This is a genomic window from Sphingomonas sp. MS122 (genome assembly GCF_049532975.1).
Lineage (GTDB): Bacteria > Pseudomonadota > Alphaproteobacteria > Sphingomonadales > Sphingomonadaceae > Sphingomonas.
The window spans coordinates 213,121-234,660 of the sequence record NZ_CP186695.1 but is presented as its reverse complement, the minus strand read 5'-3'; the positions used below and the strand labels follow the sequence as shown (position 1 = coordinate 234,660).

Here is a 21,540-nt window from a genome sequence, read left to right as displayed (position 1 = left end):
CGGCGAAACCCCAGATGTGAAGCATGATTGTTACAATCGAAACCGCGGTCGGGAATGGCTGGCCCGTTGCGAATCGTTCGCAATGGACCTTTGCGGCGCGCGGCGAAGCGGCTAACGGGCCGGCATGACCTTCAATGACCGCGCCACGCCGCTTTCGCTGCTTTCCACCCGCCGTTCGGCCAAGGCGCGCGATCTCGTCGCCCCTGCGCCCGATGCCGGCGAGCTCGCACATATCCTCGAGATTGCCGCGCGCACCCCCGACCATGGCAAGCTCGCGCCGTGGCGCTTCGTGGTGGTGCCGGCGGCGGCGCGCGATGCCCTCGCGGCGGGCATCATCGACGCCTATCGCGCCGAGAAACCCGAGGCCGGGCGCCTGGAGATCGAGGCGATGGACCAGTTCGCGCGCCAGGCGCCCGCGCTGGTGGTGGTGCTCGCCTCGCCCAAGGTCGAGAGCCATATCCCATTGTGGGAGCAGGAGCTGTCGGCGGGCGCCGCGGCGATGAACCTGCTCCATGCGGTGCACGCCAGCGGCTATGCCGGAAGCTGGCTGACGGGCTGGGCGGCATATAGCGACCGCGTGCGCGACCTGTTCGGCGCCGCGCCCGAGCGGATCGCGGGATTCGTCTTCATCGGCACCCCGGGCAAGCCACTCGACGAGCGGCCGCGGCCGGACATGGCGCGAGTCGCCTCGACCTGGGCCGGGACCGCGACGGACGGTAACTGACGAAACCTTCTTAATGGTGGAACTTTCCGCTCCCATGCTGTATTAAGGCAGCATGACAGCGCTCGAGCATGAAGACAGCCCGGTTTATCTGAAGCTTCGCGCCAGCATCGCCACGGCGATCCTGCGGGGCGAATACCGGGCGGGGGACCAGTTGCCGTCGGTGCGCGCGCTCGCCGCCGAGCATGGCGCCAACCCGCTGACCGTCGCCAAGGCCTATCAGAGCTTCCAGGACGACGGCTATGTCGAGGTGCGTCGCGGGGTCGGCATGTTCGTGCTGCCCGGCGCGGTCGAGCGCCTCAAGGTCGCCGAGCGCGACCGCTTCCTCACCAGCTACTGGCCCAAGGTGCGCGAGCATATCGCGCTGCTGGGGCTGAACGCGCACGAGCTGCTGGATCGCGAGATCGCCTGACGTCCTTGACGTCATCCCGGCCTCGTGCCGGAATCCACAGTGCCTCGCCCTATGCCTTTGAGCCTCCAGCCTATCCGTCGTCTCCCGGTGGACCCCGGCACAAGGCCGGGGTGACGGGTGTGACTAGGCGGCGAACGTCTCCGCGCTGACCGCGTACAGCACCTCCGCCTTCGCCAGCGCCGACGCTTTCAGCCCTACGGCCTCCGGCACGATCTGCTCGACGTAGAACCGCGCCGCCGCCTGCTTCATCGCGAGGAACGCCGGGTCGCCCCCCGCGCCCGCCGCGATGCCGCGCTGCTTCTCCATCAGCCAGCCGCACACCGCCACCGACAGCATCGTCAGGAACGGATAACTCCCCGCCAGCCGGTCGTCGATCTCGCTCGCCAGCATGTGCCGCCCGACTTCCTCGCACGCATCGATCAGCGCGATCAGCCCGGCGTCCTGTGCCTCGCCCCGCATCCGCGCGGTCAGCGCGAGCAGCGTGCCGCCATTGTCCATGCTGAGCTTGCGGCCGACCAGGTCGGCGGCCTGGATGCCGTTGGTTCCCTCGTAGATCGGGGTGATGCGCGCATCGCGGAAATGCTGGGCGGCGCCGGTCTCCTCGATATAGCCCATGCCGCCATGCACCTGGATGCCGAGGCTCGCGACCTCGTTGCCGAGATCGGTGCCGTGCGCCTTGGCGAGCGGGGTGAGCAGCTCGAGCCGCGCCTTGGCCGCGGCGTCGCCGGCATTGGCGCGGTCGACCTGGCTCGCGGCGAGATAGACCAGCGCCCGCGCCGCCATCGTCTGCGCCTTCATCCGCAGCAGCATGCGGCGGACATCGGGATGCTCGATGATCGCCACCGGCTCGCGGCCCGCGCCGGCCCGCGCCGACTGGATGCGCTCGCGGGCATAGGCGACCGCGCGCTGCGTCGCGCGCTCGGCCACCTGCACCCCCTGCAGCCCGACATTGAGCCGTGCGTTGTTCATCATCGTGAACATCGCACGCATCCCGCCGAGCTCGGGCCCGATCAGCTCACCCACGCAATCGCCGTTGTCGCCGAACGACAAAACGCAGGTGGGCGAGGCGTGCAGCCCCATCTTGTGCTCGATCGAGACGACGCGGACATCGTTGAACTCGCCCGGACTGCCCTGCGCGTCCAGCCGGTATTTGGGCACGAGGAACAGCGAGATGCCCTTGGTCCCCGGCGGCGCGTCGGGGGTGCGGGCAAGGACGAGGTGGACGATGTTGTCCGCCATGTCGTGGTCGCCGAAGCTGATGAAGATCTTGGTGCCGGTGATCGACCATTTGCCGTCGGCGCGCGGTTCGGCGCGGGTCTTGAGCGCGCCGACATCCGAGCCTGCCTGCGGCTCGGTGAGGTTCATCGTCCCGGTCCATTCGCCGGTCGCCAGTTTGGGCAGCCACAGGTTCTGCTGCTCGGGCGTGCCGTGATGGACCAGCGACTCGATCGCGCCGACATTGAGCGTCGGGCACAGCGCGAAGCCCATGTTCGCCGTGCCGAGCGTCTCCAGCACCGCGGTCGCGAGCGTGAAGGGCAGGCCCTGGCCACCATAGGCTTCGGGTGAGCCGATCGTGCCCCAGCCGCCCTCGACATAGGCCTTGTACGCCGCGGCAAAGCCCTCGGGCATCCTCACGCCCTCGGGGGTCCACTTGGCGCCCACCGTGTCGCCGGTGCGATCGAGCGGCGCCCATTCGCCTGCCGCGAACGCGCCCGCACCCTCCAGCACCGCGTCGACCAGGTCGGGGGTGGCGGCCTCGGACAGCTCGGAAATGCCGGCGACATGCTCCAGCACGAAGCGCTGCTCGGCGGTGGCGGGGGTGAAGCTCATCGGTCCTCTCTTGCCGTCATTTTTCCCCCGCTATAGCCAGCGGACATGGCCGTTCCAAATCCGCCGCTCGAGACCCGGACGTTACCCTACGGCGAGGCGGCGATTGCCGAGGCCGCGGCGCTGATCGCGGCGGGCGGCTGCGTCGCGGTGCCGACCGAGACCGTCTACGGACTCGCCGCGGACGCGACGAATCGCGAGGCGGTCGCCGGCATCTACGCCGCCAAGGGGCGCCCCTCGTTCAACCCGCTGATCGTCCATGTCGCGGACCGCCAGGCGGCCGAGCGCATCGCGGTGTTCGACCGGGACGCGCGCGCGCTCGCCGACGCCTTCTGGCCGGGTCCGCTCACGCTGGTGCTGCCGCTCCGCCCCGACGCCGCGATCGCCGGGCTGGTCACCGCGGGTCTCGACACCGTCGCGCTCCGCGTGCCGCAGCATCGCGCGATGCAGGCGTTGTTGACCGCCTCGGGCAAGCCGCTCGCCGCACCCTCGGCCAATGCCAGTGGCACGATCAGCCCGACGCGGGCGAGCCATGTCGCCGCCAGCCTGCACGGCCGCATCGCGTTGATCGTCGATGACGGGCCGACCAGCGGCGGCATCGAATCGACCATCGTCGCGCTCGGCAGCAATCCGCGGCTGCTGCGTCCCGGCCCGATCCCCGCCGAAGCGATCGAGCGCGAGATCGGCCGCTGGCTCTCCGGCGGAAGCGAGGCGATCGAGGCGCCGGGCCAGCTCGCCAGCCACTATGCCCCGGCCAAGCCGGTGCGGCTCGACGCGACCGAGCGCTGCGCCGACGAATGGCTGATCGGTTTCGGCCCGGTCACGGGCGACGACACGCTGTCCGCCCGCGGCGATCTGGTCGAGGCGGCGGCGAACCTGTTCGATTCGCTGCACCGCGCCGATGCCTCCGGGTGCGCCGCGATTGCCGTCGCCCCCGTCCCCGACAAGGGCATCGGCATCGCGATCAACGACCGGCTGCGCCGCGCCGCGCACCGCTAGTCGTGGAAATCTAGGCCTTTACACCCGCGCAACGACCCCTAGTCTCGCCCTCGCCGCGTACCGGGCGAGTGTTCGAACACGAGAGTGGGAGAGGCATGATGACCAATGTGCAACGGGGTCTGGCCGAATTGATCGGCACATTCTGGCTGGTCTTTGGCGGCTGCGGCAGCGCGGTGCTGGCGGCGGCGTTCCCCGAAGTCGGGATCGGGCTGCTCGGCGTATCGTTCGCCTTCGGCCTGACGGTGCTGACCATGGCCTATTCGATCGGACATATTTCGGGCTGCCACCTCAATCCGGCGGTGACGCTCGGCCTGTGGGCGGGCGGGCGCTTCGCGGCGAAGGACATCCTGCTCTACGTCATCGCACAGGTGATCGGCGCGGCGGTCGCGGCCTGGCTGCTTTACTGCATCGCGAGCGGCGCGCCGGGCGGCTACGACCTTGCCGGCGGGCTCGCCGCGAACGGCTTCGGCGATCATTCGCCGGGCAAGTTCAGCATGTATGCGGCGCTGATCATCGAGGTCGTGCTGACCGCGATGTTCCTGCTGATCATCATGGGATCGACCGACAGCCGCGCGCCGGCGGGCTTCGCGCCGATCGCGATCGGCCTCGCGCTGACGTTGATCCACCTGATCTCGATCCCCGTGACCAACACGTCGGTCAACCCAGCGCGCAGCACCGGGCCGGCGCTGGTCGTCGGCGGCTGGGCGATCCAGCAATTGTGGCTGTTCTGGGTCGCGCCGATCGTCGGCGGGGTGATCGGCGGGCTCGTCTACAAGATGCTCGGCGCCAAAGCCGCGAAGCGCCCGCCGGTCGAGGGCGGGCCGCTCCCGGCCGCGGAGGAGTAGCCTGGGTCGGGGCGGCTCAGGCGGCCGCCCCCTCCTTGATCCGGTTGGCGAAGCTCTTGCGCAGCTTGTTGAGCTTGGGCGGGATCACCGCCAGGCAATAGGGATTGCGCTGGCCTTCGCCTTCCCAATAGTCCTGGTGATAGGCCTCGGCCGGCCACCAGGTGTCGTTGGCCTCGATCGTGGTGACGATCGGCGCCGGCCATTCGCTCGCGTTGCGCTCGATCCCCGCCTTCGCCGCCGCTTCCTGCTCGGGCGACTGGGGAAAGATCGCCGAGCGGTACTGCGTGCCGACATCGTTGCCCTGGCGGTTGAGCTGGGTCGGGTCGTGCGTCGCGAAGAAGATGTCGAGCAGGTCGTCATAGCGGATCTGCGCGGGGTCGAAGACGACCTTCAGCGCCTCGGCATGGCCGGTGTCGCCGCCGCAAACCGCCTTGTAGGTCGGGTTCTCGACGTGCCCGCCGATATAGCCGCTCTCGACCGACTCGACGCCGATCAGGTCCTTGAACACCGCTTCCACGCACCAGAAGCAGCCGCCCGCGAAAATTGCGGTTTCGGTCGTCATTCGCTTCAACTCCTTGCTACGCGATGCAAGATAGGGTTGAGCGTGGCCTGCAACTAGTATCTGTTTCAGCCGAGCTGAAACAGGGCGGCACCGGCCCGCTCCCCCGCCCGGCCACCCACGCCAGCGTATCTTGACGGGTGGCCGGGCGGGGGAGCGGGCCGGTGCCGCTTCCCTCCAAGAGGACGAGCTTTATGCGTGACGGCACGGTGATGGTGACGGGCGGGGCGGGCTATATCGGGAGCCATGCCGTGCTTGCGTTGCTCGACGCGGGCTGGCGCGTGGTGGTGGTCGACAATCTCGTCACCGGCTTCGACTGGGCGGTCGATCCGCGCGCGGCGCTGGTCGTCGCCAACGTCGCCGACGACGACAAGGTGCGCGCCGCGATCCGCGAGCATGGTGTCGTCGCGATCATGCATTTCGCCGGATCGGTGGTGGTGCCGGAATCGGTCAGCGATCCGCTCAAATATTACCGCAACAACACCGCCGCCAGCCGCAGCCTGATCGAGAGCGCGGTGCGCGAGGGCGTGCGGCACTTCATCTTCTCCTCGACCGCCGCGACCTACGGCGTCCCCGAAGTCGTGCCGGTGCGCGAGGATTCGCCTCAGCTCCCGATCAACCCCTACGGCATGTCCAAGCTGATGACCGAGCACATGCTGCGCGACGTCGCCGCGGCGCACCCGCTCAACTTCGCCGCGCTGCGCTACTTCAACGTCGCCGGCGCCGATCCGCAAGGCCGCTCGGGTCAGAGCACCGCGGGCGCCACGCACCTGATCAAGGTCGCGGTCGAGGCGGCGACGGGCAAGCGCGACGGCGTCAGCGTGTTCGGCACCGACTTCGCGACGCGCGACGGCACCGGCGTGCGCGACTATATCCATGTCAGCGATCTCGCCGCGGCGCATGTCGACGCGCTCGAGCTGCTGGTCGCCGAGCCGGGCAAGAGCCATTTCCTCAATGCCGGCTATGGCCGCGGCTATTCGGTGCTCGAGGTGCTCGACGCCGTCGACCGCGTCACCAACGTCAAGATCGAGCGCCGCCTCGAGGGCCGCCGCGCGGGCGACCCCGACGAGCTGGTGTCGGACAATCGCGCGATCCTCGAGGCGCTGCCGTGGCGCCCGCAGCATGACGATCTCGACCGTATCGTGACCGATGCGCTCGCCTGGGAGCGCAAGCTCGCCGAGCGCGCATGATCGAGCTGTTCCTCTCCGCCTTTGCGACGCTGTTCGTGGTGATCGATCCGCCGGGCTGCGCGCCGATCTATGCAGGGCTGACCAAGGGGGCGCCGCCGGTGCAGCAGCGCGGCATGGCGGTGCGCGCGGTGCTGATCGCCAGCGCGATCCTGCTGGTCTTCGCGCTGGTGGGGGAGGCGCTGCTCAGGACGCTCGGCATCAGCCTCAACGCCTTCCGCATCGCGGGCGGGATCATGCTGTTCATCATCGCGCTCGAAATGGTGTTCGAGAAGCGCCAGGAGCGCCGCGAGGACCGCGCGCACAAGCTCATGGAGACGCCCGAGGTCGAGGACGTCTCGGTCTTCCCGATGGGCATGCCGATGATCGCCGGCCCCGGTTCGATCGCCACCGTGATGCTGCTGGTGTCGCGCGCCGAGGGGCCGGGGGAGACCGCGGCGGTGTTCGGCGCGCTGGCGCTGGTGCTGATCCTGACGCTGGTCGCGCTGCTCGCCGCGGGCCCGCTGATGCGGCTGCTCGGCGCCAAGATCGAATCGGTCATCACCCGGCTGCTCGGCGTGCTGCTGGCGGCGCTCGCGATCCAGTTCGTGATCGACGGAGTGAAGCGCAGCTTCGGGTTGTAGCGGGGACGGCCGCTCACCCCAAAACGCGCTGGAAATGTTGGAATTCGCCTGCTCTATCCTGTTCGATGGACGAGCGGCGGCAGGATCCCGGTAGAAGGACAGGCGCGCGGGCACGGCGCGGGTGCCGCGCCGCTGCCGCGTTGCCGGCGCGTGCCTGCCGCGCGGATGCGGCGTCCGCGCCGCGCGGGTGCCGCGTCGGCGCCGCGTCGCGGGCGCGAACCCGCCGCTTCGCAGGCGCCTCCGCCGCCAAACCCCGTATATCTGTCAACCATGTCAACCGCTGGTCAGCGGTCGTAGCGGATCCGCCACAGCTTGTAGGGCGCGTTCCTGGGCAGCTTCACCGGATCGAGCCATGCCGGCACCTGGCCCTTGGCGAGCTGGCCGTAGAAGCCGTTGGGCTCGCGGGCGCGGTACACTGTGCTCTCGGCCATGTTGGGGCAGACCAGCAGATATTGCGCGCCATAGCGGCGGGCGATCGGGCGGAACGCCTCGGGCTTGCCGGTGAAGGCGTGGTGCACGTCGAGGATCGCGCGCTCGTTGCGGTGATAGGGGCCGGCGATCCCTTTGTGATGCGTCATCACGATCAGTCGCGGCCCGAGGTCGACATGGGTGAACAGGGTCGAGGGCGGCAGCGTGCGGTCGAGCAGCGACATGCCCGCCGCGCTCATGCACCGCGCATTGGCGCGCGCGACCACCGCGCGGTTGGGCCGCGGCGTGTCGACCTTGACGTACTTGACGACGAATCCGGCGAACAGGCCCGAGACGATCAGGAACGCGGCGACCGAGCCGAGGATGCGCACCGGCATCCATTTGTGGCCGAGGAACCACGGCACCACGATCCAGGCGAGCGCGGTGGCGCCCGGCACCGCGAGCAGCTGCGCGGCGGGGCCGGCGCGGATCTGCCACAGCAGCATCGCCCCGGCGAAGGCGGTGAACAGCCCGATCGCGGCCCAGGCGACGAGCGGGTCGGCCGCGCGCGCGCGCATGGCCGCCACCGCCGCGCCGATGATCCCGATCACCGGCAGCACGGCGATCGGGAAGCCCATGGCGAAGCTGTGCTTGTAGATCGGCCGCGCCTCGCGGACATTGTTGAGCCAGGTGTTGTAGAGCTCGTCCGACACGCCCTCGGGGCGCGACAGGCATTGCGGGAACAGCCCGGCGAACCCGCCCGCGATCGCCGCGCCGGCGACCGCGGCGAGGCCGAGACGCGCCGCGCGGCTCGCCGGGTTGAGCAGGCTGAGTGCGAACAGCGGCACGCCCGCGGCGATCGTCACCGACAGCCATACCGGGGTCAGCGCGTCGCAGCGCATCGCGTAGTTGGCGTTGGAGGCGAACACGGCGAAGCCGAGCGTGCTCCCGCCCGCCAGGCTCAGCGCATAGGCCTGCATGCGACGCACCTCGCCGCCGTCCCACACCCAGCGCAGCGTCACGATCGCGCCGGCGATCGCGCAATAGGGCAGCAGTTCGAGCCCGATCGTCAGCGAGGCGGCGCTCGAGAGGCCGACCGTCAGGCCGCCGCGCGCACGCCTGGGGTCGGCGAGCCCGGCGACGGTGAGCGCGAGGCAGGCGAGCTGCCAGCCATGATGATCGATGCGCAGCGGCACGAACATCAGCATCGTCGCGGTGCAGCCCATCAGGATGATGATCGCCAGCGGCCAGGCGGCCGGCGCGATCAGGCGGCGAACGGTGAGGCCGAGCGCCGCCATCGTCACGCCGAGCGGGAGCAGCGGGGCGATGCCGCAGGCCAGCCTCTCGGCCATCGCCGTGCCCAGGAACGGCTTGAAGAGGAGGATCAGCGCCGCGATCGGCAGGTCGACCAGCCGCGACCAATGGATGTCGAGGCCGCCCGGGGGGCTCAGGCGATACTGGCGCAGGTCGTACCAGCCCTGCCCGTCAAGCAGCGCGCGCACCTGCATCAGCCGCATATTGTCGTCGGTATCGCCGAGCGCGAGCCCGTTGATCGGCCCCCACCGGTCCCACAGATACCAGGCCGCGATCACCGCCCAGGCGAGCAGCGTCCAGCGCAGCCAGTGCTTGTCCAGCTCGCGCTCCAGATCGAAGCCACCGATACCTTTGGTCAAAACCGCTTCCCCTACCGCTTGTTGCGCAATAGGGGCCAGACCCGCGAACGGCAACGGCCGGGACGGAGCGGATTTTGGCGCATGGGTAGGAGTGAGGAGGGAGCGATGCCGAAACATCGTGACCGACGAACGACGCCTTCCATGCGCCAAAAGCCGCCCGCCGCTTCGCGGTTGCCCTGGCTTGCCCGCTGGTCTGCGTCGCAGCCCTTGCGCGTAGCGCCGCTACGCGCTGCGGGCAGCTCCTTGCCAGCGGGCAAGCCAGGGCAATCACGGCCATTGCCGTTCGCGGGTCTGGCCCCTATGGCGGCGCCCGGCTTCAGGGCAAGGCGGGCGTGACGGCGATCATCCACAGAATCGGTGAATTGCAGCGGAGCGGCGTGCTGGGCCAGCTCGTGCGCTTCGGCATCTCGGGTGGAATTTCGACGCTGATCTACGCCGCGGTCTATCTGCCGCTGGTGACCTGGGTGTTCCCGAACCTCGCGGTCGCCGCGGTGCCCTTCGCCTTCGCCGTGGCGGTGACGTGCGGCTTTTTCCTGCACTCGTCATGGAGCTTCAAGGGGCATGGCAGCCGCGACAAGAGCGGGCGGCAGCACGTCAAGTTCCTGGTCGTGCAGTGCTTCGGGCTGCTGCTCAACGCGCTGTTCACCTGGGTGATCGCGGACTTGCTGCACTATCCCGACTGGGTGCCGCTGATCCCGATCGTCACGATCACCCCGCTCGCGACTTTCGCGCTCAACCGCCAATGGGTATTCGGCTGACATGGACCGCATCGTCTACGACCGCATGGCCGAGCATGATTCCACCCATTGGTGGTATGTGGCGCGCCGCGACATCCTCGCCGACTTCATTGCGCGCGAGGTGAACCCGCCCAAGGGCGCGCGCATTCTCGAGATCGGCTGCGGCACCGGCCACAATCTGCCGATGCTCGGCGCGTTCGGCGAGGTCGACGCGATCGAGATCGATCCCGCCGCGCGCGCCATCGCCAGCAAGCGGCTGGGCAAGGAAGTCGGCAGTTCGCCGCTGCCCGAGCTGACGGGCGTGGCGGACGGGCAATATGACATGATCGCCGTGCTCGACGTGGTCGAGCATATCGAGGACGACGTCGCCGCGCTTCAGGCGATGGCGAAGCGCTTGAAGCCCGGCGGCACGATCCTGATCACCGTCCCCGCGCACCAGTGGATGTGGAGCGCGCACGACGTGGTCAACCACCACAAGCGCCGCTATTCCAAGAGGACGCTGGTCGCCGCGCTCGAGCGTGCGGGGCTCAAGTGGCGCAAGCTCGGCTGGTTCAACTCGCTGCTCTTCCCCGCGGCGGTCGCGGCGCGGCTGATGGGCAAGCTCACCGGCAAGGACGACAGCGACGATTCGCCGCCGGCCAAGCCGATCAACACGCTGTTCGAGAAGATCTTCGGGCTGGAGCGGCACCTGGTCGGCCGGGTGCCGCTGCCGCCGGGCCTGTCGCTGATCGTGCTGGCGCAGCCGAAGGGCTGAGCGGCGCGCCTTGCAATGTTGGATTTGATTTGCTCTGCCGAACGGGCCGGAACCTCCGGCGCGCTCCTTGACAGTGTCGACCGCCCAACTACCCGTTCACGCGCGTTGATTTGCGTGTAACGAGCTGTAATAACTATATTATTTGCATAGGCGCGTGCCTGGCACACGCCTCCGGAACGCCGCGATTCCGTCAACTTCGTCAATTTTCGAGTGAGTCAGTTCGCCTCGGCGATCGCCACCAGCGCTGAGTCCATCGCCGGCGTGGCGGCGGTGCCGGAGGGCACGTCGTTGGCATAGGCCGCGAACGTCAGCGTCCTCCCGCTCTTCGCGGTCATATAGCCGGCGAGCGCGTTGGTGGCGTTGATCGTCCCGGTCTTGGCGAAGATGCGGCCCTCCAGGATCGTGCCCTTGAACCGCCGGGCGAGGGTGCCGTCGACCCCGCCGATCGGCAGCGTTCCGCGCCATGCCGCGCCCCAGGGCTGGGCCGCGATCCAGCCCAATAGCTCGACCATGCCGCGCGGCGCGATGCGGTTGTAGGTTGACATGCCCGACCCGTCGGAAAAGTCCCAGGCGGTGCGCGGCACGCCGGCCTTGGCGAACATCGCCTCGACCTCGACCTGTCCGTCGGCGACCGAGCCGGAGCCGCGCGCCAGCCCGGTGCGGCGGAGCAGCAGCTCGGCATGGAGATTCTGGCTGTCCTTGTTGATCGTGCGGATGTCGTCGAGCAGCGGCGGCGGGGTGAGCGTGGCGAGCTGTGCGCCGAATCCGATCCGGGGCGGGGGCATTCCGGCGCGCTGGCGCGGATCGTCGCCCGGGCCCGTCGGGCGATAGCGCGACCCGATCTCGCCCGAAACCTTGACCCCGCGTTCGCGCAGCAGCGCGGCGAGCCTCCAGGCGGCATAGTGGGCAGGGTCGTCGATCCCCATGCGGATCCGCTGCGGCTTGGCGTCGGCGGCGATGGTACCGGTCAGGCGGATCGTCCGGTCGAAGGGCAGCCGGTCGATACTGAGGTCGGTCTTGCCGCCCGCGGCCACGGTGACGGCGCGATTGTCGATCGCGAGATAGCCGGGATGGACGACGCCCGGCGCCGCGCCCTCCTTCCCCGGCGTCGCGGTCGCGAGCAGCTCGTTGTCGTCGAGCGTCAGCGCGCCGAGGGCAGTGCCATAGGGGCTGGGGATGTTGTTCCAACTCATCCCCGCGCTCCAGCGCTCGTCGGGGAACAGCGTCGCGTCGCCGGTGACGTTGCGCACGCGCTTCGTCCTCGCCGCGATGGCGTCGGCGAGCTGCGACAGGCAGTTGGCCGTGCAGCCGGGCGCGCTGGAGAGGCGCGCATCGCCCCGGCCGGTGAGGACGACGTCGCGTCCGTCGAGCCGCACCGCGGCGCCGCCCGACACGTCCGGCCGGTCGAGCATGGGCAGGGTGGCGAACGCCGCCGCGGTGGTGACGATCTTGGTGTTCGATGCCGGGATGAAGCGCTGGTCGGGATTGACCGCGACGATCTCGCGGCCCTGCGCGTCGGTCACGACCAGGCCGAACCGAGTCCCGGCCGCGGCCTTGGCGAGCTCGGCCTCGACGCGGGCCTGGAGCGGCGTCGCCTGCTGCGCCGACAGCGGCGCGGCAAGCGTGAGCGCGAGAAGGGCGAGCGCGTGTTTCAGAGCAGGGTCGGCGGCTCGGCCTTGCGGCGCGGGGTTTTGACGGGGAGCGGCGACGCAACGGGCGCCGCGGCGTCGGACAGGCCGGGGCGCGCCGGCGCGTGCGGCGAGACGGTGACCTCGCCCGAATCGGCGAAGCGATAGCCGAGCGAGGCATGGCCCTTCACCGGTCCGGCGACATCGGCAACGAGGTAGAGCGGACGCCGCTTCGATTCGACGTAGAGCCGGCCGAGATACTCGCCGATCATGCCGAGCACGAACATCTGCACCGCGCCGAGGAAGACGACGACGAGCATCGTCGAGGTCCAGCCCTGCACCGCGTTGCCCAGCAGCCAGCCGATGACGATGTAGAGGAACAGCAGTGCCGACAGGCCGGTGAGCGCGAGGCCGGCATGGCTGGCGAAGCGCAGCGGCGCGGTCGAGAAGCCGGTGACCGCGTCGAGCGCGAAGCGGATCATCTTGGCGAGCGGGTACTTGGTCTCGCCGGCGTGCCGCTCGTGCCGGTCATAGACGAACGGCACCTGGCGGAAGCCGACCCAGGCGACCATGCCGCGGATGAAGCGCGCCTGCTCGGGCAGCGACAGGAACGCGTCGAGCGCGCGGCGCGTCATCAGCCGGAAATCGCCCGTGTCGAGCGGGATCGGCGTGTCGGTGATCCGGTCGAGCATGCGGTAGAAGAAGGCGGCGGTGACCTTCTTGAAGAAGGTCTCGCCCTCGCGCTTGCGGCGCACGGCATAGACGACGTCGGCGCCCTGCTCGCGCATCGTCGCGCGCATCTCGGTGAGCAGCTCGGGCGGATCCTGAAGGTCCGCGTCGATGATCAGGATCTCCTCGCCCGCGCACAGGTCGAGCCCGGCGGTGAGCGCGAGCTGGTGGCCATGATTGCGCGAGAGGTTGATCGCGACGAGCCGCGGATCCGCGGCGGCGAGGCGCTGCATCACCGCCCAGCTGCCGTCGCGCGAGCCGTCATTGACCAGCACGATCTCGTAATCCTCGCCGACCGCGGCGCGCACGGCCGCCGAGACGCGGCCGTGCAGCAGCTCGAGACAGCCTTCCTCATTGTAGCACGGCACGACGACCGAAAGCTTGGGGCGTTGCATGACGAGCGGCTTTAGCGCGGCGCCGGCGAAACGTCATGCGCGATTTGCATGCGCCGGCTTCGCCCTGCAATTGACAGTGGTTCGCAACAAGCCTAGTCGCCCGTAGCTAATGCGAGTCAGTCGCAATCATGAAATGAAAGGGGCAAGATGAAATCGATGCGGGTCATGCTGGCGGCGGGTGCCAGCGCGCTGGGGATGCTGGCGGGAGTGCCGGCCTGGGCGGACGAGGCCGACCCCGAGGCGCGCGACACCGTCACCGTCACCGCGACCCGCTCGCCCTTGGCGACGCAGGATGCGCCGGCGACGGTCAGCGTGATCGACGAGGAGCAGATCGCCGACGAACTCGTCACCGACATCAAGGAACTGGTGCGTTTCGAGCCGGGCGTCAGCGTGACGCGCCAGCCGACCCGCTTCGGCGCGGCGCTCGGCACCACCGGCCGTGCAGGCAATGAAGGCTTCAACATCCGCGGCATGGGCGGCAACCGCGTGCTGATCCAGGTCGACGGCGTGCGCGTGCCCGACGGGTTCAGCTTCGGCGCACAGGGCGTGGGGCGCGGCGACTATGTCGATCTCGGCCTCATCAAGTCGGTCGAGATCCTGCGCGGTCCGGCCTCGGCGCTCTATGGCAGCGACGGCCTGGCCGGCGCGGTGAGCTTCATCACTTCCGATCCCAAGGACTTCCTGCGCGAGGGCGAGAATATCGGCGGCCGGGCGCGTGCGGCATGGTCGTCGGCGGACAATGAGTTCAGCGAGACGCTGATCGTCGCCGGCCGGTCGGGCGACTGGTCGGCGATGGCCGCCTATACCCGCCGCGACTTCAACGAATATGAGAACCAGGGCGAGGTCGGCGGCGACCGCGCGACGCGGACCAAGGCCAATCCCCAGGACGGCCGCTCGAACGCGGCGCTCGGCCGGATCGTCTATGAGCGCGGCGGGCATCGCATCCGGCTGACCGGCGAGTATCTCGACACTCACTTGTTCACCGACGTGCTGACCGGCCATTCGGCCACGGTCGTCAATCTGGATGCGACCGATACCGGTCACCGTTGGCGGGCCGCGCTCGACTGGACCTGGACCGGGGACGGCAGGATCGAGCAGGCCCGGCTGACCGCCTATCTGCAGGATTCGGAGGACCGCCAGTTCACCTTCGAGGATCGCACCCCGGCGGTGGATCGCACGCGCATCAACACCTTCGAGAACCGCATCTATGGTGCCGCCGGCGACGTGCGGCTCAATTTCGGCAGCGCGGAGATGCCGCTGCGCCTGATCCTGGGCGGCGACGTCAGCGTCACGCAGCAGGCGGGATTGCGCGACGGCACCGTCCCGCCCGCGGGTGAGGTGTTTCCGACCCGCGCCTTCCCCGAGACCGATTACACGCTGGCCGGCGCGTTCGCGGCGGGCGAGATCACGCTGGGTCCGGTGACGCTTCACCCGGCGCTGCGCTTCGATCACTACAATTTGTCGCCCGACGACGATCCGCTGCTCCCGGCCTTCGCCGCGGCCAGGCAGGACGGTTCGCGCGTGTCGCCCAAGATCGGCGCGGTGGTGAAGCTGGGCGAGGAAATCCGGCTGTTCGCCAACTATGCGCAGGGCTTCAAGGCGCCCGAGCCGAGCCAGGTCAACCAGTTCTTCGAGAACCTCGCCTTCGGCTATACCTCGCGCCCCAACCCCAATCTGCGCCCCGAGACCAGCGAAGCGTTCGAGGCGGGGGTGCGCTTCATCGGCACCAATGTCCGGCTCGACCTCACCGCCTTCCATGTCGATTATGACGACTTCATCTCGCAGGAAGTGGTGAGCGGCAGCTTCACCCCCGCCGATCCCGCAATCTATCAGTTCATCAACATCGACCGCGCGCGCGTGAAGGGCGCCGAGGCGCGGTTCGAAGCGTGGAACGATGCGGGCTTCACCGGGCGGCTGGCGATTTCCTACGCGACCGGCGACGAGATCGGTCCCACCGGCGCCAAGACGCCTTTGCTCTCGGTCGACCCGCTCAAGGTGGTGATCGGCGCCGGCTGGCGCGATCCGGGCGGCCGCTTCGGCGGGCAGGTGATCGCGACGCACAGCGCGCAGAAGGAGCGCGACCGCGCCGGCGGCCAATACACGCCGCCGGGCTTCACCACGCTCGACGTCACCGCCTTCGTGAAGATCGCCGACATGGTCACCCTGCGCGGCGGGCTCTTCAACCTGATCGACGAGAAATACGCGTGGTGGAGCGACGTGCGCGGGCTCGCGCCGAGCTCGACGATCAAGGACGCCTACACCCAGCCGGGCCGCAACGGCAGCGTCTCGGTCAGCGTCCGCTTCTGAACGACAACAAGGAGGGCAGCCAGATGAAGACGATGACGTGGGTCGCTGGGGCGGCGCTGATCGCCTGTGCCGCGCCGGCGCTGGCCGATGGACCGGTCAAACCGCGCGCGCAGGCCGAAGAGACGGCGTCGTTCGAGGCCGACCGCAAGGACATCCTGGCGATGGCGGGTAACTACAAGGTCAAGTTCGACATGCAGGAGTCGACCCCGTGGCGCGCCGACTATACGCCGATCGAGTCCAAGGTCTCGGGTGGGCATGAATCGGTGCGGGTGATCGAGGATACCGGCCGCGTGATCCGCCTCCAGCATTTGCTGGTAGTGAGCCACGAGGGCAAGGACATGGTGATCAAGCACTGGCGCCAGGACTGGGAATATGAGCCGGCCAGGGTGCTGGTCTATTCCGGCCCCGACAGCTGGACGTGGGAGGACGTGCCCGAGCGGATGCGCAAGGGCCGCTGGTCGCAGACCGTGTACCAGGTCGACGACAGCCCGCGCTATGGCGGCTGGGGCCAGTGGACCGAGGAAGCGGGAATCCGCCGCTGGCGCTCCAACTGGACCTGGCGTCCGCTCGCTCGCCGCGATGCGGTGCGCGGGCCGGTCTATGACCGCTATTATGCGATCAACCGGCACCAGGCCTTTCCCGGCGGCTGGATCCATTGGCAGGATAACACCAAGATGGGCGAGTTCGACGGCAAGCTCGCGCCGGTCGTGCAGGAATATGTCCTCAATACCTACACCCGGTTCGACGGCTACAAGGTCCAGGCCGCCGACGACTATTGGGCGGCGACCAAGGGCTATTGGGCGGCGGTGCGCGGCGAGTGGGACCGCATCGCCGCGGCCAAGAACGGCATCCGTATCACCGAGGCGGCCGAGGCAGGCACGGTGATCGCCAGCCGCCTGCTCGGCATCGCCGACGAGATCCGGAGCGGCAAGACCAGGGAAGCGGACGGGATCAAGACCGCCAAGGCGCTGATGGACCAGGCGACCAAGGCCGCGAACTAGATATCATCAGACCCTCCGGCACCCCATGTGCCGATCCCTGGCCCGCTTCCGGATTCAGCCCCCGGAAGCGGGCCTTCTTTTCGTGGTGCGCTGCAACAGGATCGTCACGCTTTGCCGACATGGGGCCGGGCATGGGCATTCCGCCCACGTCAATCTGAGGGGCACTCATACCATGTCGATCCGCTTCCCGCTGCTCGCGCTCGCCAGCCCGATCGCGCTTGCCGCCGCCACGCCCGCGCTGGCGCAGGAGGCGCCCGCCGAGGCGCCCGAGGGCGGCGAAGAGATCGTCGTCACCGCGCAGTTCATCGAGCAGCGCCCGATCGAGGTGCCCTTCGCGCTCACCGCCTATGACGACCGCTTTCTCGAGCGGCTCAACATTCAGGAATTCGACGCGCTGTCGCGCTACGTCCCGGGCTTCGAGGTGCAGAACCAGTCGCCCAACAACCCCGGCTTCGTGATGCGCGGCATCACTTCGGACTCGGGCAGCGCGTTCAACGAGCCGCGCGTCTCGGTCTTCCAGGACGGCGTCTCGATCTCGAAGTCGCGCGGCTCCTATGTCGAGCTGTTCGACCTCGAGCGCGTCGAGATCGCCAAGGGGCCGCAGTCGACGCTCTACGGCCGCGGCGCGCTGATCGGCGCGGTCAACCTGATCCAGGCCAAGGCCGATCCGTCGGCCGGCTATGGCTATCTCAAGCTGACCGGCGGCGACTATGGCATGTACCGCGTCGACGGCACCTGGAACATCCCGCTGGCCGATGATCTCGCGATCCGCGCCGCGACGCGCATCAAGAAGCGCGACGGCTATGTCGCGAACTTGCTCGGCGGCGAGGATTATAACGGGATCGAGAGCGAGGCGGTGCGCGGCAGCCTGCGCTGGGCGCCGCAGGGCTTCACCTTCGACCTGATCGGCAACTACCAGACCGATCGCGCGACCGGCACCTCGTTCAAGTCGATCGCCTACAACCCGACCGATCCGGTCACCGGCGCGGTGCTGGGCGACCGCGGCCGCAACTCGGGCGCGGCGCTGGTCGCGGGGCCGGGCTTCGAGGGCGGCAAGCGCCTCGGCCTCGAGCGTCAGGTGTGGGGCGTCACCGGCATCGCCAATGCCGAGCTCGGCGGCGGCTTCTCGCTCAACGGCACGTTCGCCTATCGCGAGTTCAGCGGCATCGAGATCTTCGACGCCGACGGCATCTCGCTTCCCGCGCTGACCGCGGCCGAGGATGCGGCGGGCGAGCAGACCATGGCGACGCTGCGCCTCAACTGGGACAATGGCGGCCGGTTCAAGGGCTTTGTCGGCGCGACCTGGTTCCATGAGGACGGCTATCAGCGCACCCCGGCGCAGTTCGACGAGCGCGTGGCGCTGGCGCGCCTCACCGGCACGCTCAACGGCGGCGGTGCGATCCCGGGCCGTCCGGCGAGCGATCCCGCGCCGCTTGCGGTGTTCGGCAACACCGCCTTCACCAGCCAGCTGCTGCGCGGCATCGTGCGGCAGAGCGTCGCGGCGGCGGTGCCGGTGGGGACGCCCAACCGCGACGCGGTGATCGACGCGCAGACCAGCGCGATCCTGCCGGCAGCCACCGCCACGGGCATCGCCGCCAACCTCAAGAGCGCGCACCGCGAGACCAGTACCAACTCGAGCCGGACCAAGGCGTGGGACCTGTTCGCCGACGCGACCTTCGCGGTCACCGAGGCGTTCGAGATCGGCGCCGGCGTGCGTTACAGCCATGACGACAAGCGCACTGCCTACACCTCGTCGGTGCAGAATGGCCGCTCGATCATCGGCGGGTTCATCGGTGCGCTGAGCCAGAGCGCGGCGACCCGCACTGCGCTGCTCAACGCGCTCGCGGTGCCGGGCGCGGCGAACATTCCGCAGTCGGTGGCATATCCGGTGCCGCTGTTCGGCCTCGGCCTTCAGCCGACCGCCAACAATGGCGACGTCGTCGCGCAGGAGCTCGACGACGGCGGCTTCACCTGGCGCGTCACCGCCCGCTACGAGCTGAGCCCGCAGGCGAGCATCTATGCCAACTATGCCCGCGGCCGCCGGCCCGAGGTGCTGAGCGTGGCGCCGCCGACCGCGCCGGGCGGCGCGGCGCGCTTCAGCCTGCTGCCGTCCGAAACCGTCGACAGCTTCGAAGTCGGCGTGAAGACCGAGCTCGCGAACCGCACCTTGTTCCTCGACGGCGCGGTCTTCTACTATGACTACAGCAACTTCCAGACCACCGAGCAGTCCGGCACGACCTTCGTCACCGTGAATGCGGGCAAGGCGACCAGCTATGGCTTCGAGGGCCAGATGCGCTGGAACCCGGCCGGCTGGGTCAACCTGTTCGCGACCTATGCCTGGAACCACAGCCGCTTCGAGGCGGGCGCGCGCGAGGGCAATCGCTTCCGCCTGTCGCCCGACCACAGCGCTTCGGCGGGGGCGACCTTCCGCGGCGATCTCGGCGCGGTGGCGGTGGACTTCACGCCCGACGTGACCTGGCAGTCGAGCGTGTTCTTCGACGACGACAACGACCTGCCCGCGCTGCAGACCGGCAACCTCATCCCCGATGCCGCGCAGGACGAGAAGCAGGGCGGCTATGCCATCGTCAACGCCCGCCTCGGCATCGAGACCGCCAACGGCCGCTGGCGGATCGAGGGGTTCGTTACCAACCTGTTCGACCAGGAATATATCAAGGACGCGGGCAACACCGGCGACGGGCTCGGCATGCCGACCTTCATCGGCGGCGAGCCGCGCATGTGGGGCGCGTCGGTGTCGCTGCGGCTCGGGGGGCGCTGAGCCCCCCGGACCGCGCCGGTCAGGCCGAGGCCATCCGCCGCGCGTCTTCCTCCACCAGCCGTTCGAGGATGGTGAGGGGGGTGGCGCCGCGGCGGATCACCTCGTGGAACTGCTTGAGGTCGAACTTGTCGCCGGCGATCTCCTGCGCCTTCTTGCGCGCGCGCACCCAGCTGGTGTGGCCGATCTTGTAGCTGCACGCCTGGCCGGGCTGGGTGCAGTAGCGCTCGATCTCGCGCTGCGAGCGCGGTCGGGCGAAGCCGACGGTCTCGACCATGTAGTCGGTCGCCTGCTCGCGAGTCCATTTCTTGGCGTGGATGCCGGTGTCGATCACCAGCCGCGCGGCGCGGAACAGGAAGGACTGGAGATAGCCCGCGCGCTCGAGGTCGTCGGCATAGGCGCCGAGCTCGTCGGCGACCTGTTCGGCATAGAGCGCCCAGCCCTCGGTATAGGCACCGAAGAAGCTGAACTTGCGGATCATCGGTCCCTCGGCCTGCTGCGAGGTGCTGATCTGCAGGTGATGGCCCGGCAGCCCCTCGTGATAGGTCAGCGAGGGCAGCGAGAATTTCGGCCAGTCGGCGACGCTCTTCAAATTGATGAAGTAGATCGCCGGGCGCGAGCCGTCGAGCGCGGCGCGGTTGTAATAGCCGTTCGACGCGCCGTCCTGGATCTCGACCGGCACCGCGCGGATCTCGAGCGGGGCGTTGGTCGGGTTGACGAACATCCTGGGCAGCAGCTTCGCCACCTTCTCATTGTCGGCATTGAGCGACTTGAGCAGCTCGGCGCGGCCCGCGGCGGTGTCGGGATAGAGCTGGTCGGGGCGCTGGTTGAGCGCGGTCAGCCGCGCGCCGACGCTGCCCTGGGTCAGCCCCTGCGCCTTGAGGATCGTGTCGAGCTGCGCGCTGATCTCGGCGACCTCCTCGAGCCCGATCTTGTGGACCTCGTCGGGCGAGAAGTTGGTGGTGGTCGCCTGCGCCAGCGCCGCGGCGTAGATCGCATCGCCCTGCGGCACGTCCCACACGCCCGCGGAGGTGCGCGCCGTGGCGCGCTGCTGCCTGATCAGCGCGAGCTGGCGGTCGAGCGCGGGATAGACCGAGCCCTCGATGATCTTCGCCGCGCGGGCGCCCCAGTCGCCGGCGATCCCCTTGGCGGCGGTGCGCTGGACGAGCGACCTGGCGATGGTGTTGTCGATCGGCGCTGGCGCGCGGAGCTTGCCCATCTGCTCGATCGTGAGGTCGAGCGAGAAATCCGGCGCGACCACGCCGCGCTTGCCGAGCTCGGCCTGCTCCTGCGTATTGTAGTCGAGCGCCTGGCCGACCTGCTCGAGCCGCGACAGCAGCGCTTCGGCATCGTCCCTGGTGGCGATCGTGTGCGTCGTGTTGAGGAAATCGGGCATCGAGAAATAGACGCCGCCCTGCTGGAAGATCGCGAAGGGGCGCATCACCGAATCGATCTGGAACTTGTCGCGCGGCAGCAGCTGGCTGTTGAGGGAATAGATCACGATCTCGCGATCGAGCTTCGAGGATTCGGAGAGCGTCGCGGGATCGACCGCCTCGATCTTGCCGAGATAGGCCTTGGTGTCAGCCTGGGTCCTGGCCTTGGCTTCCGGCGAGCGGTCGGTGAGCTGGCGCTTGAGCGCGGCACCCGGCCCCTTGTCGAAGCCGATCGAGGTGGCGAGCTCGGGCGCGCGCTGGATCATGTCCTTGAGCAGCCCGTCGAAGATCGCGTTGAGCCCGGCATCGCCCGGACCCGGCCGGGGCGCGGCCGCCTGAAGCGTGCGCGCAACGGCAGGGGAGGCAGCGAGCGCCGCGGTCGCGGTGCCGGCGGCGAGGAAGGTACGGCGGTCCAAGAGCGTTCCTTTCAGGGAGTGGTCGAGCGCAGGGCAAGCCGCCTGAAGCGCGGAAGTTTACACTAGCTTGACACTATCGAGCCCGATTCCTGCGCCTCTGCCCCCGTCGGCCG

The 21,540-nt window shown here is 69.0% G+C and carries 17 protein-coding genes; 11 read left to right on the top strand and 6 right to left on the bottom strand.

Annotated features, from left to right (window positions below; translation table 11 throughout):
* The first annotated feature begins 124 nt into the window (after nucleotides 1–124).
* Together ACO227_RS01090 and ACO227_RS01085 are read left to right on the top strand one after the other, a co-directional pair.
* Nucleotides 125–724: a nitroreductase family protein gene (locus ACO227_RS01090; protein ID WP_423604580.1), complete on the top strand. Its 600-nt coding sequence runs from the start codon at nucleotides 125–127 to the stop codon at nucleotides 722–724.
* A 52-nt stretch (nucleotides 725–776) separates the two neighbouring features.
* Nucleotides 777–1,133: a GntR family transcriptional regulator gene (locus ACO227_RS01085; protein ID WP_331028131.1), complete on the top strand. Its 357-nt coding sequence runs from the start codon at nucleotides 777–779 to the stop codon at nucleotides 1,131–1,133.
* A gap of 123 nt (nucleotides 1,134–1,256) precedes the next feature.
* Here ACO227_RS01085 and ACO227_RS01080 read toward each other — a convergent pair whose 3' ends face one another.
* Entirely contained in the window at nucleotides 1,257–2,963 is a 1,707-nt protein-coding gene (locus ACO227_RS01080; protein WP_423604578.1) for an acyl-CoA dehydrogenase, read from the bottom strand.
* Nucleotides 2,964–3,008: 45 nt separating this feature from the next.
* On the opposite strand from ACO227_RS01080, the gene ACO227_RS01075 reads away from it, so the two are divergent.
* Both ACO227_RS01075 and aqpZ read left to right on the top strand, forming a co-directional pair.
* Nucleotides 3,009–3,959, top strand: coding sequence for an L-threonylcarbamoyladenylate synthase (locus tag ACO227_RS01075; RefSeq protein WP_423604576.1), 951 nt, complete (start codon nucleotides 3,009–3,011; stop codon nucleotides 3,957–3,959).
* A 98-nt stretch (nucleotides 3,960–4,057) separates the two neighbouring features.
* The gene (gene aqpZ, locus ACO227_RS01070) at nucleotides 4,058–4,804 is read left to right on the top strand and encodes an aquaporin Z (protein WP_423604575.1); all 747 of its coding nucleotides are present in this window, start codon (nucleotides 4,058–4,060) and stop codon (nucleotides 4,802–4,804) included.
* A 16-nt stretch (nucleotides 4,805–4,820) separates the two neighbouring features.
* On the opposite strand, the gene msrA is transcribed toward aqpZ, so the two are convergent.
* Nucleotides 4,821–5,366, bottom strand: a complete 546-nt coding sequence (gene msrA / locus ACO227_RS01065) for a peptide-methionine (S)-S-oxide reductase MsrA (protein WP_423604573.1) — start codon at nucleotides 5,364–5,366, stop codon at nucleotides 4,821–4,823.
* Nucleotides 5,367–5,557: 191 nt separating this feature from the next.
* Between msrA and galE the strand changes: the two genes are divergently transcribed.
* The gene (galE, locus tag ACO227_RS01060) at nucleotides 5,558–6,553 is read left to right on the top strand and encodes a UDP-glucose 4-epimerase GalE (RefSeq protein ID WP_423604571.1); all 996 of its coding nucleotides are present in this window, start codon (nucleotides 5,558–5,560) and stop codon (nucleotides 6,551–6,553) included.
* Entirely contained in the window at nucleotides 6,550–7,173 is a 624-nt protein-coding gene (locus ACO227_RS01055; protein ID WP_423604569.1) for a MarC family protein, read from the top strand. Before galE ends, ACO227_RS01055 begins: the two co-directional genes overlap by 4 nt.
* Nucleotides 7,174–7,457: 284 nt before the next feature.
* Here ACO227_RS01055 and ACO227_RS01050 read toward each other — a convergent pair whose 3' ends face one another.
* Complete coding sequence (locus ACO227_RS01050; protein ID WP_423604568.1) at nucleotides 7,458–9,254, bottom strand: AcrB/AcrD/AcrF family protein; 1,797 nt, start codon at nucleotides 9,252–9,254, stop codon at nucleotides 7,458–7,460.
* 377 nt (nucleotides 9,255–9,631) lie between these two features.
* Between ACO227_RS01050 and ACO227_RS01045 the strand changes: the two genes are divergently transcribed.
* Both ACO227_RS01045 and ACO227_RS01040 read left to right on the top strand, forming a co-directional pair.
* Nucleotides 9,632–10,012: a GtrA family protein gene (locus tag ACO227_RS01045; protein WP_423604566.1), complete on the top strand. Its 381-nt coding sequence runs from the start codon at nucleotides 9,632–9,634 to the stop codon at nucleotides 10,010–10,012.
* Between the two features lies 1 nt (nucleotide 10,013).
* On the top strand, nucleotides 10,014–10,745 hold the full coding sequence (locus tag ACO227_RS01040) for a class I SAM-dependent methyltransferase (protein ID WP_423604565.1): 732 nt from the start codon (nucleotides 10,014–10,016) through the stop codon (nucleotides 10,743–10,745).
* A gap of 215 nt (nucleotides 10,746–10,960) precedes the next feature.
* Here the strand turns inward: ACO227_RS01040 and dacB are convergent, their stop codons facing one another.
* Both dacB and ACO227_RS01030 read right to left on the bottom strand, forming a co-directional pair.
* A complete protein-coding gene (gene dacB / locus ACO227_RS01035) occupies nucleotides 10,961–12,355 on the bottom strand; it encodes a D-alanyl-D-alanine carboxypeptidase/D-alanyl-D-alanine endopeptidase (protein ID WP_423607414.1) in 1,395 nt (464 codons plus the stop codon).
* A 41-nt stretch (nucleotides 12,356–12,396) separates the two neighbouring features.
* Nucleotides 12,397–13,497: a glycosyltransferase family 2 protein gene (locus ACO227_RS01030; protein WP_423604564.1), complete on the bottom strand. Its 1,101-nt coding sequence runs from the start codon at nucleotides 13,495–13,497 to the stop codon at nucleotides 12,397–12,399.
* 147 nt (nucleotides 13,498–13,644) lie between these two features.
* Here ACO227_RS01030 and ACO227_RS01025 point away from each other — a divergent pair, with 147 nt between their 5' ends.
* The 3 genes from ACO227_RS01025 to ACO227_RS01015 all read left to right on the top strand — a co-directional run bounded on the left by ACO227_RS01025 (nucleotide 13,645) and on the right by ACO227_RS01015 (nucleotide 19,581).
* Complete coding sequence (locus ACO227_RS01025; protein ID WP_423604563.1) at nucleotides 13,645–15,804, top strand: TonB-dependent hemoglobin/transferrin/lactoferrin family receptor; 2,160 nt, start codon at nucleotides 13,645–13,647, stop codon at nucleotides 15,802–15,804.
* 23 nt (nucleotides 15,805–15,827) lie between these two features.
* The gene (locus tag ACO227_RS01020; RefSeq protein WP_423604562.1) at nucleotides 15,828–16,805 is read left to right on the top strand and encodes a DUF6607 family protein; all 978 of its coding nucleotides are present in this window, start codon (nucleotides 15,828–15,830) and stop codon (nucleotides 16,803–16,805) included.
* Between the two features lie 172 nt (nucleotides 16,806–16,977).
* Nucleotides 16,978–19,581, top strand: a complete 2,604-nt coding sequence (locus tag ACO227_RS01015; protein WP_423604560.1) for a TonB-dependent receptor — start codon at nucleotides 16,978–16,980, stop codon at nucleotides 19,579–19,581.
* 19 nt (nucleotides 19,582–19,600) lie between these two features.
* On the opposite strand, the gene ACO227_RS01010 is transcribed toward ACO227_RS01015, so the two are convergent.
* The gene (locus ACO227_RS01010) at nucleotides 19,601–21,427 is read right to left on the bottom strand and encodes a DUF885 domain-containing protein (RefSeq protein ID WP_423604559.1); all 1,827 of its coding nucleotides are present in this window, start codon (nucleotides 21,425–21,427) and stop codon (nucleotides 19,601–19,603) included.
* Nucleotides 21,428–21,540 lie beyond the last annotated feature (113 nt).